The organism is Nocardioides pyridinolyticus (genome assembly GCF_054653575.1).
The window spans coordinates 82712-97492 of record NZ_BAAIFY010000003.1; the positions used below are offsets into that span (position 1 = coordinate 82712).

14 protein-coding genes are annotated in these 14781 nt (G+C 73.0%); 4 read left to right on the forward strand and 10 right to left on the reverse strand.

Annotated elements, in window-relative coordinates; all coding sequences use genetic code 11:
* Positions 1–70 precede the first annotated feature (70 nt).
* The 4 genes from ACYQ0U_RS03935 to ACYQ0U_RS03950 all read right to left on the reverse strand — a co-directional run bounded on the left by ACYQ0U_RS03935 (position 71) and on the right by ACYQ0U_RS03950 (position 3829).
* Positions 71–1477 carry a M1 family metallopeptidase gene (locus ACYQ0U_RS03935; RefSeq protein WP_459969646.1) on the reverse strand — a complete coding sequence of 469 codons (1407 nt, stop codon included), beginning with the start codon at positions 1475–1477 and terminating at the stop codon, positions 71–73.
* Positions 1474–2040 (reverse strand): RNA polymerase sigma factor, encoded by a 567-nt coding sequence (locus tag ACYQ0U_RS03940; RefSeq protein ID WP_459969648.1) that lies wholly within the window; start codon positions 2038–2040, stop codon positions 1474–1476. The genes ACYQ0U_RS03935 and ACYQ0U_RS03940 overlap by 4 nt, the downstream gene beginning before the upstream one ends.
* Before the next feature lie 62 nt (positions 2041–2102).
* Positions 2103–2921 carry an ABC transporter permease gene (locus ACYQ0U_RS03945; RefSeq protein WP_459969650.1) on the reverse strand — a complete coding sequence of 273 codons (819 nt, stop codon included), beginning with the start codon at positions 2919–2921 and terminating at the stop codon, positions 2103–2105.
* Positions 2918–3829, reverse strand: a complete 912-nt coding sequence (locus tag ACYQ0U_RS03950; protein WP_459969652.1) for an ABC transporter ATP-binding protein — start codon at positions 3827–3829, stop codon at positions 2918–2920. The genes ACYQ0U_RS03945 and ACYQ0U_RS03950 overlap by 4 nt, the downstream gene beginning before the upstream one ends.
* Before the next feature lie 121 nt (positions 3830–3950).
* On the opposite strand from ACYQ0U_RS03950, the gene ACYQ0U_RS03955 reads away from it, so the two are divergent.
* Complete coding sequence (locus ACYQ0U_RS03955; RefSeq protein WP_459969980.1) at positions 3951–5429, forward strand: serine/threonine-protein kinase; 1479 nt, start codon at positions 3951–3953, stop codon at positions 5427–5429.
* 12 nt (positions 5430–5441) lie between these two features.
* Here the strand turns inward: ACYQ0U_RS03955 and ACYQ0U_RS03960 are convergent, their stop codons facing one another.
* Entirely contained in the window at positions 5442–6089 is a 648-nt protein-coding gene (locus tag ACYQ0U_RS03960) for a hypothetical protein (RefSeq protein WP_459969654.1), read from the reverse strand.
* Between the two features lie 77 nt (positions 6090–6166).
* Here ACYQ0U_RS03960 and paaN point away from each other — a divergent pair, with 77 nt between their 5' ends.
* Positions 6167–7837: a phenylacetic acid degradation protein PaaN gene (paaN, locus tag ACYQ0U_RS03965; protein ID WP_459969657.1), complete on the forward strand. Its 1671-nt coding sequence runs from the start codon at positions 6167–6169 to the stop codon at positions 7835–7837.
* Between the two features lie 199 nt (positions 7838–8036).
* Complete coding sequence (locus tag ACYQ0U_RS03970; RefSeq protein WP_459969660.1) at positions 8037–9458, forward strand: DHA2 family efflux MFS transporter permease subunit; 1422 nt, start codon at positions 8037–8039, stop codon at positions 9456–9458.
* 73 nt (positions 9459–9531) lie between these two features.
* Here the strand turns inward: ACYQ0U_RS03970 and ACYQ0U_RS03975 are convergent, their stop codons facing one another.
* The 5 genes from ACYQ0U_RS03975 to ACYQ0U_RS03995 all read right to left on the reverse strand — a co-directional run bounded on the left by ACYQ0U_RS03975 (position 9532) and on the right by ACYQ0U_RS03995 (position 14115).
* A complete protein-coding gene (locus ACYQ0U_RS03975) occupies positions 9532–10773 on the reverse strand; it encodes an arginine deiminase (protein WP_459969662.1) in 1242 nt (413 codons plus the stop codon).
* A gap of 9 nt (positions 10774–10782) precedes the next feature.
* Positions 10783–11367 carry a TMEM165/GDT1 family protein gene (locus ACYQ0U_RS03980; protein ID WP_459969664.1) on the reverse strand — a complete coding sequence of 195 codons (585 nt, stop codon included), beginning with the start codon at positions 11365–11367 and terminating at the stop codon, positions 10783–10785.
* Positions 11367–12503, reverse strand: coding sequence for a nickel pincer cofactor biosynthesis protein LarC (larC, locus tag ACYQ0U_RS03985; protein ID WP_459969666.1), 1137 nt, complete (start codon positions 12501–12503; stop codon positions 11367–11369). Before larC ends, ACYQ0U_RS03980 begins: the two co-directional genes overlap by 1 nt.
* On the reverse strand, positions 12500–13186 hold the full coding sequence (gene larB / locus ACYQ0U_RS03990; RefSeq protein ID WP_459969668.1) for a nickel pincer cofactor biosynthesis protein LarB: 687 nt from the start codon (positions 13184–13186) through the stop codon (positions 12500–12502). The genes larC and larB overlap by 4 nt, the downstream gene beginning before the upstream one ends.
* Before the next feature lie 74 nt (positions 13187–13260).
* A complete protein-coding gene (locus ACYQ0U_RS03995) occupies positions 13261–14115 on the reverse strand; it encodes a prephenate dehydratase (protein ID WP_459969670.1) in 855 nt (284 codons plus the stop codon).
* 70 nt (positions 14116–14185) lie between these two features.
* Between ACYQ0U_RS03995 and ACYQ0U_RS04000 the strand changes: the two genes are divergently transcribed.
* Entirely contained in the window at positions 14186–14575 is a 390-nt protein-coding gene (locus ACYQ0U_RS04000; RefSeq protein ID WP_459969672.1) for a DUF4446 family protein, read from the forward strand.
* Positions 14576–14781 lie beyond the last annotated feature (206 nt).

Below are 14781 nucleotides of genomic sequence, written 5' to 3' on the forward strand. Positions count from 1 at the left end.
CTGGTGCATGTCCTCCCCGGATTTTGCGGTTCGCGCCTGGTGCAAGCAGGTCGATGCTACCGGTGCCCGGTCATTCGCGTGGTGAATCCTCGGCCCGCAGCCAGGTCTCGAAGAACCCGGTGAGGTCCTCGCCCGTCTGCTCCGACCACCAGCCGGTGATGTCGTCGTAGGTGGCGTTGCCGTTCTCGTTGCTCTCGGGCCACTCCCGGACGAGCCGCCAGAACTCCTCGTCGCCGATCCGCCGGCGCAGCTCGTTCCACATCACCGCGGGGATGTAGTAGACGTTGCCCGAGGCGAAGGCGTCCGGGCGGTAATCCGCCGGCGGCCCGTACTGCGCCCGCAGCCCCACGTCGAGGGCGGCCCACTCGGCGAACAGCCGGTGCATGGACTTCGGCCCGTGCTCGGCCATCCAGGCGCCCTGGAGGAAGGTCGCCATCCCCTCGTTCATCCAGACGTCGCGCCAGTCCAGCGGCGTCACTGTGTCGCCGTACCAGTGGTGGGCCAGCTCGTGCACGATCACCGCGGGCGCCGTGGCGTAGGCCGTGTCGCCGAGCGTGATCATCGTCTGGGTCTCCATGCCGCTGCGCGACGGCACCACCACGAACCCCAGGCGGTCGAAGGGGTACGGGCCCAGCCGCTCCTCGAGCCAGGCCAGGCCGGCCGGCGCCGCGCGCAGCCGCTCGACGAGGTCGGCGCGGCCGCGGGGGACCCAGTAGGAGATCGGGACGCCGGACGGCGACGTGTCGGTCGTCTCCTCGAAGTCGCCGAGCGCGACCGTCACGAGGTACGACGCCGCCGGCTCGTCGAGGTGCCACCGGCTGACCGACAGCCCGTCGACGGTCTCCCGCGACCGCAGCTCGCCGTTGGCGACGCCGACCATCGGCGGTGGGACCCGCAGCGTGATGTCGTAGAGCGCCTTGTCGGACGGCTGGTCGTTCACGGCGTACCAGCTGTAGGCGCCGAACGGCTCCTGCATGGTCCACACGCCGCCACCCGGCACGACGGTCCAGCCGGTGTGCGAGAAGTCGCCGCGCTGGACCGGCGCGCGGACCGGCGCCGGAGTGCCGGAGTAGCTGAGGGAGGCGGTGTACTCGCCGTTCTCCTCGACCGGGTGCTCGACGATGAGGTCCTTGCCGTCGTGCTCGAAGGTGGTGTCGGTCCCATCGACGGTGACCGCGCCGACGACGAGCGGCTCGCCGAGGTCGAGCTGGAACTCGTCGGCGTCGGCGGTCGCGCGGAAGGTGAGCGTCTCGACGCCGTCGAGACGCTCGGCATCGGGGTCCCAGGTCAGCGTGAGGTCGTAGTGGAGGGCGTCGATCCCGGGGTCGCCGACGTCGGGGTAGACCTCGTCCTCGACGGGCGTGCTGTAGCCCTCGTCGACGTCACCGGTGGGCTCCGGCGCCGGCTCGTCGGCGCCGGACGTGCAGCCGGCGAGGAGCAGCGCGGTCACCGTGAGGGCAGCCGCAGCGGCTCTCATCCCTCACCGCGCAACAGGGGCCGGGCGAGCTTGCGGCCGTGGTGGATCTGCGCCTTGATCGTGCCGAGGGGCGCGCCCACCTGCTCGGCGATCTCCTCGTAGGAGAGCCCGTAGACGTCGCGCAGCAGCAGCGGCTCCACGAACTGCGGGTGGTCGCGCTCGATGGTCTCCATCGCCTCGAGCAGGTCGAGGCGGGTGCCGGCGATGACGCTGGTGGTGCGGGGGTCCGGCCGGTCGAGCGGGCCGACGTCGAGCGGGTCGGCGGCGGTCGCCTGGTTCTTCATGCGGCGGTACGTCGAGCGCGCGCTGTTCACCGCGACCACGTGCATCCACGTGGTGAACCGGCCCCGGCCGCCCCAGGAGCCGATCTTGCCGGCGATGTTGATCAGCGCCTCCTGGCAGGCGTCCTCGGCGTCGGGCAGGTGAGGCAGCACGCCGCGACAGACGTTGAGGGCGCGTGGCCGGATCGCCGCGAGCAGCGCCTCCAGGGCGTCGCGGTCCCCGTCCTGCGCGCGGCGCGCGAGGTCGTCGATCTCGTCCGCCGTCAGTGCCTCGATCGCCACGCAGACCACCCTTCCCCGTTGCCCGAACCCTAGTCAGGCGACGGGGAAGGGTGATCGAAGCGTTACTTGACCTCCGAGCGGAGCACGGCGACCAGGCCGGCCGCCATCGGGATCACGAGCCAGAACAGGCCGGTCACCGCGAGCTGCAGCCAGCTCTCGCCGGTCATCGAGGAGGCGTCGGTCAGGTAGCCCTGCGCGAAGTTGAAGTCGACCCACGGCTGCGCGCGCTCGAACCAGTCCTGGGTGGCCGCGAGCACCGAGGTGATCGTGGCCAGGACGAACGAGAACACGAAGTACCCGACGATCGCGCCGGCGGAGTTGCGGAACACCACGCCGAGCATGAAGCCGATCAGCATGTTGATGATCTGGAACAGGACCAGGCCGGCGAAGTCGCCACCGGTGATGTCCCAGACGGGGTCGACGCCGACGATCGCCGCGCCGAGCAGGTTGCCGAGCGCGCCGATGCCGAAGGCGAGCAGCATCGAGGCCACGCCGACGCCCAGTGCCACCGCGAGCTTGGCGCGGATGACCCGGCCGCGGTGCGGCACCAGGGTGAACGACGTGAGGCCGGTGCGCTGGCTCCACTCGCTGGTGATCGACAGGACCGCGATCACCGGCAGGATGATCGCCATCGGGATCCCGATCGCCGCGCCGAAGGTGTCGTAGGCGATCGCGTCGTCCGGCGCGAAGAGGATCACCGCGGCGGTCGTCAGGGCCGCGAGGATGCCCACACTGGCCAGCAGCCAGAAGCCGGAGCGGGTGTCGAACGACTTGCGCAGCTCGACGGACACGATCCGCGACATCGGGATCCGGGCAGGGGCCGGTCGCGCGGGGCTCTCGGCCTCGGTCCGGACGGCCTCTTCGACAACGCTGGCAGTCATGCCGCCACTCCTTCTCTCTGGGTCTCTGCGGTGAGCTCGAGGAACATCTCCTCGAGGCCGGCGCCGTCGGCGGCGCGCAGCTCGGACAGGGCGACGCCGGCGGCGAGCGCCAGGTCGCCGACGACGTGGGGGTCGGCCTCGACGCGGAGGCCGCCGGTGCCGCCGGTGCCGGACACCTGGGTGTGGGCCAGGCCGGCGGCCACGAGGGCGCGGGTCAGCGTCGGCACGTCGCGGGTGCGGACCAGGGTGCCCGCGGTGGCGAGCAGCTCGGCCTTGGTGCCCTGGGCGACGATCCGGCCCTGGCCGATGACCACCAGGTCGTCGGCGATGACCTCGATCTCGTGCAGCAGGTGGCTGGAGAGCAGGACGGTGCCGCCCTGGTCGGCGTACCCGCGGAGCAGGTCGCGCATCCACCGGATGCCGGCGGGGTCGAGGCCGTTGGCGGGCTCGTCGAGGACGAGGACCTCGGGCTCGCCGAGCAGCGCGGTCGCGATGCCGAGCCGCTGGCGCATGCCGAGGGAGTAGTTGCGGACCCGCCGGCCGGCCTCGGTGGGGGTGAGGCTGACCCGCTCGAGCATCTCGTCGACGCGGCCCCTCGGCAGCCCCATGGTGTGGGCGGCGACCGTGAGGATCTCGCGCCCGGTGCGGCCCGCGTGCTGGGCGGAGGCGTCCAGCAGGACGCCGACCTCGAGGCCGGGGTTCGGCAGGTCGGCGTACCGCCGTCCGCTGATCTCGGCGTGGCCCGAGGTGGCCGGCGTCAGGCCGACCATGATCCGCATGGTGGTGGACTTCCCGGCCCCGTTGGGGCCGAGGAAGCCGGTGACGCGGCCGGCGCGCGCCGTGAAGCTGACATCGTCGACGGCGCGGAAGCCGCCGTAGGTCTTGGTGAGTGAGTCGACCGTGATCATGGGCCAACCCTCGCGGCCGCCGGGGCGCCCCCACATCGGGGAGAGCCGGCCGCCCGCCCCTGACCCGACCCTGATGTCTCTCGGGGTCGGACCCGGACTCCCTGATAATGGGCCGGTGTCCATGCCCACCCGTCTCGGCCGGTACGCCGTGCGTCGCCGGATCGGGTCCGGCGGCTTCGCGACCGTGTGGCTCGCCTACGACGAGCAGCTCGACTCGCCGGTCGCGGTGAAGGTGCTCGCCGAGAACTGGACCGAGGACGTCGCGGTCCGGCAGCGGTTCCTCGAGGAGGGGCGGTTCCTGCGCAAGGTCGAGTCGCCCTACGTCGTCAGCGTGTACGACGCCGGCGAGCTCGACGACGGGCGGCCCTACCTGGTGATGTCCTACGCCGACCAGGGCACGCTCGCCGACCGGCTCGAGGTCGAGGGCCTGACGCCGGCCCAGGCGATGGAGGTCGTGCGGCAGGTCGGCGCGGGCCTCCAGGCGCTGCACGAGCGCGGCGTCCTGCACCGGGACGTGAAGCCGGCCAACGTGCTGTTCCGGACCGATGCCGGCGACTCCACGACCGTGCGCGCGATGGTCGCCGACCTCGGCCTCGGCAAGGCGCTCGACATGTCCTCGCGGCTGACGATGATCGCCGGCACGCCGACGTTCGTGGCACCCGAGCAGGCGCAGGGCGAGCCGCTCGACCCGCGTGCGGACCAGTACTCCCTCGCCGCGCTCACCTACCTGCTGCTGAGCGGCCGGGCGCCGTACCGGCACGCCTCGCTGGCCGCCGCGGCCGCCCCCACCGCGCCGCCGCCGATGTCGAGCGGCGACCGGACGGTGCCCGAGACGGTCGAGGCCGTGGTCCGGCGGGGGCTCTCGGTCGACCGCGAGGACCGCTGGCCCGACGTGGCGGCGTACGTCGCCGCGCTGGAGGCCGCACTGGAGGCCGAGCTCGGCGAGGACGTCGGCGGCGCGGCGCCGGCGGCCTGGCTGCCGCTCGACCCGAACCTGACCCAGCCGGGCGCCCGGCCGACCCCGCTGATCTCCCACGACCCGCTGCCGGCGCCGGTGCCGCCGAGGGCCGGCCGCGCGCGGGTGCTGGCCGGGGTGGCCGCCGGGCTGGCGGTGCTCGTGGCCGCCGGGATCGGGGGCTACCTGCTCCAGCAGCGCGGAGAGGCCGACGCCACGCTCAGCGACCGGACCGGGCAGCTCTACGTGACGGTGCCGGGCGACTGGGAGCGCACGGTCGCGCCGCGCGGCTGGCGTCCGCCGACGACCGACGGGGAGTACCCCGCGCTCTCGGTCGGCACCAGCGACGACTGGGTCGAGGACGCGGGCGCCGAGGGCATCTTCGTCGGCCTCCTCCCGGGCACCGAGCTCCCCGACCCGGTGCCGCAGCACCCCGAGTGCGCTCGCGCCCAGGAGCCGGTGGACGCGACGGTCGACGGGGACGCCTCCCGGACGGTGCTCTTCACCGGGTGTCCGGGCGGCGGCGTCGTCGTCGAGCGGGTGGTCCGGGTCGCCGAGAACCGGCTGCTCTGGGTGCAGATCCGCAGCGACGACCGCGCGACGGCGTACACCGTCCTCGACGACGTCGACACGCGCGGGATCTGAGGGAGCGGCGCCTCAGCCCTCGACCTTCCGGATGCTCGCGGCGACGTGCTCGAAGAGGTCGGTCAGGCCGGGCACGTCGACCTTGCGGCCCACGACGCTCATCTCGAACGTCGCCTCGGTGCTGCCCGGTCGGGTGGTCCAGAAGAACCGGTTGAAGCGCTGGGTCCGGGCTTCGGGATCGCGGTAGGAGAAGGAGATCGAGTCCTCGTCCTCCTCGAGGACGACCACGTCGTCGTAGGCCAGCAGGAACGCCGCCTTCTTCTGCTCGACCATCTCCTCGGTCGTGCGGTTCTCGTTGACGAGCTTCACCCGCATGCTGAAGCCGCCGACGACCGGCTCGTCCGGTGGCCGCCAGCGCAGCTCGTCGCGGTCCACGATGGTCATCACCCAGCCCGCCGGCGCGTCGTAGGACCACTGGAAGTACGGCGGCGACCCGAAGAGCCGCCGGGTGTAGTCGAGCCCGGTCCGGAGCATGGGGTAGTCGATGTCGGGCGCGAACGGCGGGGTCGGGAGCACCGGGATCGACGGCGACTGCGCCGGGACCGGCCGCGCCCTCGTGGCCTGCGCCGGGTCCTCGTGGCGCAGCAGCCCGACGCCGTACCCGGTGGCCCCGCCCACGAGCACGAGCGCGAGCGCCAGCCCGATCCACCGCACCCTCACGCGAAGGAGGGTAACCAGAAGCGTCCGGTGTGACAGTTCTGTGCGAGAGTGGCGACAATCCGTCACAGGGAGATCCGATGTCCGCGACCGCCGCCCTCTTCGACCGCCACCGCGAGCGCCTCGACGCCGCGGTCGCCGCCTGCGCCAGCCGTGCGTACTACTCCGCCTTCGACGAGTCGCCGTCGCCGCGGGTGTACGGCGAGGAGGCGGCCGGCGCCGGCCAGGCGGCCTTCGAGGCCCGGCTGGGCGGCGCGTTCCCGCTCTCCACCCCCGGCGCGTCGGGCGTCGTGGCGACCGAGCGGTCGCCGTTCGGCTTCGACCTCGGCGTGACCTACCCGCGGGCGGTGGACGTCGATGCACTCCTGTCGGCGGCGCGTGCTGGCATGAGGGCGTGGCGGGACGCCGGTCCCGACGGACGGACGGGGGTGTGCCTGGAGATCCTCTCCCGGCTGCACACGCGCATCTTCGAGCTGGCCAACGCGGTGCAGCACACGAGCGGGCAGGCGTTCGTGATGGCGTTCCAGGCGGGTGGGGCGCACGCGCTGGACCGCGCGCTGGAGGCGATCGCCTACGCGTGGACCGAGATGACCCGGACGCCGGCGACCGCGCTCTGGGAGAAGCCGGGCCGCGGCGAGCCGCTGCGCATGGAGAAGACGTTCACGGTCGTGCCGCGCGGCGTCGCGCTGGTGATCGGCTGCAACACCTTCCCCACCTGGAACTCCTGGCCGGGGCTGTTCGCCTCGCTGGTGACCGGCAACCCGGTCGTGGTGAAGCCGCACCCCCGGGCCGTGCTGCCGCTCGCGATCACCGTCGAGGCCTGCCAGCAGGTGCTGGCCGAGGCCGGGTTCGACCCGAACCTGGTGACGCTCGCGGCCGAGGAGCCCGACGACCGGCTGGCCGCGACGCTGGCGACCCGGCCCGAGGTCAAGCTGGTCGACTTCACCGGCGGCAACGCCTTCGGCGACTGGCTCGAGGAGCACGCGCGCCAGGCGACGGTCTTCACCGAGAAGGCCGGCGTGAACACGGTCGTGGTCGACTCGACGTCGGACTTCGGCGCGATGTGCCAGAACCTGGCGTTCTCGTTCTCGCTCTACTCGGGCCAGATGTGCACCGCGCCCCAGAACGTGTACCTGCCGGCGAGCGGCGTCGCGACCGAGGACGGCGTGAAGACGCCCGCGGAGGTCGCGGCCGGGATCGAGGCCGCCCTCGGGCGGTTGCTCGGCGACGACGCCCGCGCGGTCGAGCTGCTCGGCGGCATCGTCAACGACGGCGTGGTCGACCGCCTGGGCACGGCGAGCCGCCGCGGTGACGTGCTCGTCGGGAGCCGTGAGGTGCGCCATCCGTCGTACGAGAACGCGACGGTGCGCACGCCCACGCTGCTGCGGCTGACCGCGGCGGACGCCGACGTCTACGAGTCGGAGTGCTTCGGCCCGGTCGCCTACCTCATCGAGACCGGTGGCACCGACGAGTCGATCGCGCTGTTCCGCGACACCGTCCAGCGCCATGGCGCGATGACGGCCGCCGTCTACTCGACCTCCGACGAGGTCGTCGAGCAGATGCGCGAGGCCGCGCTCGACGCCGGCGTCGCGCTGTCGGAGAACCTGCTCGGCGGGGTGTTCGTGAACCAGTCGGCGGCGTTCTCCGACTTCCACGGCACCGGTGCCAACCCGGCCGCGAACGCGTCGTACACCGACGGCGCCTACGTCGCCTCGCGGTTCCGGGTGGTGCAGTCGCGCCGCCACGTGTGAGGAGGCGGATCTCGCCGCCGCCGCCGCCGATTCACCACGGTAGGCGGGTGAGCTGGCACTCCCCGCGGTGGGTACGCCGCGGGAAGTGACGAGTCACCTGCCTACCGTGATGATTTGCCAGCGGAGGCGCGGGAGGTCTGTCGATTTCGGAGCCCCGCATTCGTGGAGGTGGTGAGAGCCCTTCCACCGAGGAGACGAGATGACCGACGCGAAGAGCCGCTGGCTGGCGCTGTACGTGCTGTGCCTCGGCGACCTGATGATCGTGCTGGACTCGAGCATCGTGAACGTCGCGCTGCCGTCCATCCAGGAGGACCTGGGCTTCTCCCAGTCCGCCCTGGCGTGGGTGGTGAACGCGTACCTGCTGACCTTCGGCGGCTTCCTGCTGCTGTCGGGCCGGCTGGGTGACCTGCTCGGCAACAAGCGCGTGCTCCTGGGCGGCGTCGTGTCGTTCACGGTCGCGTCGGTGGCCTGCGGGCTCGCGCCGTCCGCCGGGTGGCTGGTCGTCGGCCGGGCCGTGCAGGGCCTGGGCGGCGCCGCGGTGTCCGCGGTCGCGCTGGCGCTGATCATGGGCCTGTTCTCCGACCCGGGCGAGCGGGCGAAGGCGATGGGCGTCTTCGGCTTCGTGATGTCCGGCGGCGGCGCCGTGGGGGTGCTGCTCGGCGGCGCGCTGACCGGACTGTTCTCCTGGCACTGGATCTTCCTGGTGAACGTCCCGGTCGGCATCGGCGTGTGGATCTCCGCCCGCCGGGTCCTCCCGGCCGACGAGGTGGTCGGCGAGGGCCCGCGCATCGACGTCCTCGGAGCCGTGCTGGTGACCGGCGCGCTGATGCTGTCGGTCTACGGCATCGTCAGCGAGCGCTGGGCGCTGCTCGGCGCGAGCGCCCTGGTCCTCGCGGTGTTCGTCCTCTGGGAGGCCCGGGTCGCCGAGCCGCTGGTGCCGCTGCGCCTCTTCCGCCTCCGCAACGTCGTCGTCTCCCAGGTGGTCGGCGTCCTCTGGGCGGCCGCGATGTTCGCCTGGTTCTTCCTGGCCGCGCTCTACCTCCAGCAGGTGCTCGGGTACGGCGCGCTCGAGGTCGGCCTCGCGTTCATCCCGACCAGCGTGGTGATGGCGGTCTGCTCACTGCGGGTGAGCGATCGGCTGGTGATGCGGTTCGGCATCCGGCGACCGCTGGTCGCCGGCCTCGGGATGGCGGCCGCGAGCCTGGCGCTGTTCTCCCGCGCTCCCGTCGGCGGCAGCTTCCTCGTCGACGTCCTGCCCTCGATGATCCTGCTCGGCGCCGGTGCCGGCATCGCCTTCAACCCGGTCCTGCTGGCCGCGATGGGCGACGTCGAGCCGCACGAGTCCGGCTTGGCCTCCGGCGTCGTGAACACCTCGTTCATGATGGGTGGTGCGCTCGGCCTCGCCGTGCTGGTCAGCATCTCGACGACCCGCACCGAGTCCCTCGCCGCGTCGGGCTCGGCCCCGCTCGAGGCCCTCAACGGGGGCTTCCAGCTGGCCTTCGCCGCCGGTGCCGCCTGCGCCCTGGTCGCCGCGGTCGTCGGTGGCGCCCTCCTCCGCCCGAAGCCGATGGTGCTGCCGGAGGACGCCCCGAGCGGTGAGCCCTGCCCCGAGGCCGCCTGAGCCGGTACCCACGGGCGATCCTGTCGTCCGGACCCGCCCTGGACGACAGGATCGTCCGTGGGTAGGCCCACGATCAGTCGCCCGTCAGCGGAGCCCGCGCGACCGGACAGCTCATGCACCGCGGTCCGCCGCGGCCGGATCCGAGCTCGGAGCCGGCGATCCGCACGACCTCGATGTCGGCGTCCTCGAGGCGGGCGTTGGTCTCGGCGTTCCGCTCGTAGGCGACCGCGACGCGAGGGGCGATGGCCAGGGTGTTGTTGCCGTCGTCCCACTGCTCGCGCTCGGCGGTGACGGGGTCGAGGCCGGTGTCGATCTGGTGCAGCGTGTCGATCTCCATCGCCTTCGCGGCGGCGACGAGGAACGGCTCGGCGTCGGCCACGCGCAGCTCCAGCTCGCGGCCCTCCTCGGCGGCCTCCTCGGCGGCGTCCGCGGCGCCGGCCGCGGTGACGGCGTACGCCGTGAGCGAGTGCGCGACGTTCGGGTACATCACGATCTTGTCGACGTCGACCATCGTGCAGACCGTGTCCAGGTGCATGGTGGCCCGCTCCTGGGTGATGGGCACGGCGAGCACGGTGTGCGCGAGACCGTCCTGGAACGCCTGTCGCGCGAACCGCTCGGCGCCGGCCGGGGTGGTGCGCTCGCCGACGCCGACGGCGATCACGCCGGGGGCGAGGAGGAGGACGTCGCCGCCCTCGACGTGCTCGTGGGACCAGCCGTGGATCTTGCGGGTGCCGCGGAAGCGCGGGTGCTCGGTGTAGATCAGCTCGGTCAGCTGGGTCTCCCGCGCGCGGGCGGGCATGGCCAGCGAGGTGATCGCGACCCGGTCCCGCACCCAGACCGACGAGTCGCGGGTGAAGAGCAGGTTCGGCAGCGGGTCGATGAGGAAGGCGTCGCTGGGGAGCAGCGAGGTCACGAGGCCGAAGCCGCCGCGGACCTCGTCGTTGCGGATGCCGGAGGTGAGGTAGCCGGTGAGCTCCGCGGGTGACGCGTCGCCGAGGAGGTCGGCGAGGTAGCCGCGGAGCGTGTCGCCGAGGTGCAGTCCGGCGAGCGCGGTCGTGATCGCGTGCGCGCGGGCCTCGTCCTGCTCGAGCGTCTCGGTGAGCAGGTCGGTCAGGTAGAGCACCTCGGTGCCGCGGTCGCGCAGCGCCTGGGCGAACGCGTCGTGCTCGTCCTGCGCCCGTGCCACCCACGGGATGCCGTCGAACAGCAACCGGTCGTTGTTGCGTGGCGTGAGCCGCTTCAGCTCGTTCCCGGGCCGGTGGAGCAGGACTGTCTCGAGGGTTCCGACCTCGCTGTCGGCGCCGTGCGCGTTCATCCTCGCACCCTAGGCGACCAGCTCGTACGCCGTCAGGGCCGCGAGGACGAGACACACCGCGGCGCCGACGAAGTGCAGGACGTGCAGCTTCACGAACCGCTGGAGCTGCCGGCCGGCGACGACCGCGAGCCCGCTGACGAGGAGGAGCGCGCCGAGCGCGCCGACGAACACCGACACCGGGTCCTCGTACTTGGCGACCAGCGAGATCGTGAGCAGCTGCGACAGGTCGCCCCACTCGGCGGCGAAGAGCACGAGGAACGACGCCATCACCGCGCGCAGCCCGTGCACGTCCTTGGTCGCGATCTCCTCGCCCTCCGCGGCCTGGTGGCTGCGGCCCTCGCGGAACAGGACGACCGCGCCCGCGAGGAACATCAGGCACGCGCCGGCCAGCACGACGCTCTCGGGCAGGAACGACGCCGCGTGGCCGAGCAGCACCGCCACGGTCGTCTGCACGGTGAAGGCGAGGCCGACGCCGATCCACACGAGGATCGGGCGGTAGCGCGTGGCGAGGACCAGCGTCGCGAGGAACGTCTTGTCCGGCAGCTCGACGACGAAGATGGCGCCCAGGGAGAGGGCGGCGACGACCGGGTCCACTACAGGTACTTCCGCGCGAGCGCCGTGGCCTCGGCGAGCACGTCGGCCACCGGGCGCCCGAGCAGGTCGGCGGCGCGGGCGACGTCGTCGTACTCCGGCTGCGCGTTGACGACCGTGCCGCGGTGGCGGGCCAGCTTGACGCTGACCGCCTGTCCGCCGACGTCGATCGAGACGAGCTCGCGGTCCAGCGCGTGCTTGGTCAGCGGCTGCTCGCGCAGGCCGATCGTGCTGGTCTGTCGGAAGACCGTGGCCCGGACGCCGTCGGCCCGGGTCGCGTCGACCAGCACGCTGAGCGTGTGCGCCGGGCGGCCCTTCTTCATGAGGATCGGCGTGAGCCAGGCGTCCGAGGCGCCGGCGTCGAGCAGCGCGGCGATCACCGCGGGCCACACCCGCGGGTCGAGGTCGTCGACGTTGCACTCGAGCAGCAGCGGCTCGCCCGCCCCGGTCGCGGCGGCCCCGGTGAAGAGGCGCAGCACGTTCGCGTGGCCCTGCGGGTCGCGCCCGCCGGCGCCGACTCCGATCTGCTCCACGGTCATGGCAGGCTGCGGGCCCCAGTCGGTGGCCAGCGTGGTCAGGAGGGCGGCACCGGTCGGCGTGCAGAGCTCCATCGGGAGGGGCCCGGCGAACGTGGGGACGCCGCGCAGCAGCTCGGCCACGGCGGGCGGCGGCACCGGCAGCGTGCCGTGCTGGGTCTGGACGGTGCCGGAGCCGACGGCGACGGGGGAGACGGTCACCGACGAGGCGCCGAGGTGCGCGAAGCCGGCGCAGACGCCGACCACGTCGGCGATCGCGTCGAGGGCGCCGACCTCGTGGAAGTGCACCTCGTCCGGCGTCGTGCCGTGCACCGCGGCCTCCGCGACCGCGAGCCGCTCGAAGACCGCCAGCGGCGTCCCGTCGAGCATCGGCCGGAGGTCGCGCCACGTGCGGTGATGGTGGGACTCGGCCGCGTCGACGTGCACCCGGGTCGCGGCCAGGCCGCCGCGGCGCACCTCCTCCATGCGCAGCGCGACCGGCTCGGGCGCGACCGCGTCGACCGCGTCCTGGAGCACCGCGAGGGGTACGCCGGCGCCGACCAGGGCTCCGAGCATCATGTCGCCGCTGGCCCCCGAGGAGGCGTCGACCCAGACGCTCGTCACCGCGGCACCGACTGGCGCGCGACCCGGGCGGCGTGCACGCCGGCGCCGTACCCGTTGTCGATGTTGACGACCGTGACGCCCGGAGCGCAGGAGTTCAGCATCGCCAGCAGCGCGGCGACGCCACCGAGCGAGGCGCCGTACCCGACGCTGGTCGGCACGGCCACGAGGGGTACGCCGGTCAGCCCGCCGACCACCGACGGCAGCGCGCCCTCCATCCCGGCGACGACCACGAGGCAGTCGGCCGCCTCGAGCCGGTCGCGGACGCCGAGCAGCCGGTGCAGGCCGGCGACGCCGACGTCGTCGATCCGGTCGACCGTCGAGCCGTGCACGGCGACGGAGAGTGCGGCCTCGGCCGCCACCGGGGCGTCGGAGGTGCCGGCGGCGACGACCGCCACGGTGCCGTGCGGCTCGGGCAGCGGGCCGAGGGTCACCGCGCGGGCCACCAGGTCGATGCTCGCCTCGGGCAGGGCACGGCTGACGACGTCGAGCGCCTCGGGTGCGAGCCGGGTCGCCAGCACGGCGCGCTCGGGGTGCTTCTCGTGCAGCGCGCGGAGGATCGCCACGACCTGGTCGGGCGTCTTGCCGGCGCCGTACACGACCTCGGGGTCGCCCGTGCGTGCGGCGCGGTCGACGTCGACGCGCGCGAATCCGAGGTCGGCGATCCGGGGATCCTGCTGTTCCACGGGCCGAACCTACTCGACCCCTCCCCGCACGGGTCCGGCGACGTCGGTCGCCGGATGCCCGATCTCGACCGAGGCTAGGAGCCGACCTGGGCGCGGAACGGGTCGGCCGGGTACACCCCGAGCACCTTGACGTCGGTGGTGAAGAACGCGAGCTCCTCGAGCGCGTTCCTCAGGCCGTCGTCCTCGGGGTGCCCGTCGACCTCGGCGAGGAACTGGGTCGCGGTGAACTCCCCGCCGACCATGTAGCTCTCCAGCTTGGTCATGTTGACGCCGTTGGTGGCGAAGCCGCCGAGCGCCTTGTACAGAGCGGCGGGCAGGTTGCGCACGTTGAAGATGAAGCTGGTGACGACCGGGCCGTTCCCGGCCGGCGCCTCGACGAGCTCGCGGGAGAGGACGACGAAGCGCGTGGTGTTGTGGTCCTCGTCCTCGACGTCCTCGGCGAGGATCTCGAGCCCGTAGATGTCGGCCGCGAGCGGCGGCGAGATCGCGGCCTGGGTGACGTCGCCGAGCTCGGAGATCTCGCGGGCGGCGCCGGCGGTGTCGCCGGAGATGAGGGGCTTGTAGCCGTGCTCGCGGATGATCCGGCGGCACTGGCCGAGCGCGTGCACGTGGCTGTGCACGGTCGTGATCGAGTCCGGGGTGGTGCCCGGGACGCCCATCAGGCAGAACCGGATCCGCAGGAAGTGCTCGGCGATGATGTGCAGCCCGGAGTCGGGCAGGAAGTGGTGGATGTCGGCGACCCGGCCGGCGATGGAGTTGTCGATCGGGATCATCGCGAGGTCCGCCTCGCCGTTCTCCACGGCCGCGAAGACGTCCTCGAACGACGCGCAGGCCAGCGCCTCCCAGTCGGGGTAGTGCTCCTTGCACACCTGGTGGGAGTTGGCGCCGGGTTCGCCCTGGTAGGCGATGCGTCGGGTCTCGAGCGTCACGTGCGTCATGGTCCCACGCCCGCGCGTGCCGCTCCGGCTCCTGTCCGTCTCCCAGACCTACCCTCGGGGAGTGGTCATCCTCGCCGTCGTCCTCGCCGCCGTCGCCGTCCTGCTCGCCGCCGTCGCGGTACGCCGGAGCGCCCCTCGCACGGGCGAAGGAGTGGACGCGCTGCCGGAGGACGTGCACGGCCTGCGCCAGGAGGTCGCCGCCCTCCGGGCCGAGGGCAAGGACGCGCTGCGGCACCTCGCGGTCGTCCGCTACGACGCGTTCGGCGACATGGGCGGACACCTCTCCTGGTCGCTCGCGCTGCTCGACGACGGCGGCCACGGCGTCGTCCTCACCTCGATCCACGGGCGCAGCGACGCACGGACCTACGCCAAGAGCGTCGTCGGCTGGTCCTGCGAGCAGCAGCTCTCCCCGGAGGAGCTCGAGGCCATCGAGCACGCGCGCCCGGCGTAGCCGGGGCGCCCGCCTCCGACGCCTCTCGACGCCGCCCTGAACTCTGCCCCGTGACGGCCGCGCTGTCGTCCGGATTTCCAGCGGCTCACGGCACGGGCGGACCTCGGGCGGATCTCGGATGGATAAGGGACGCCCCGGGTGGGGACCGTGCACTCGTGCGACCTCTGACACATTCCGGACGGGCGCGGAACTCCTGGGCCGACTCG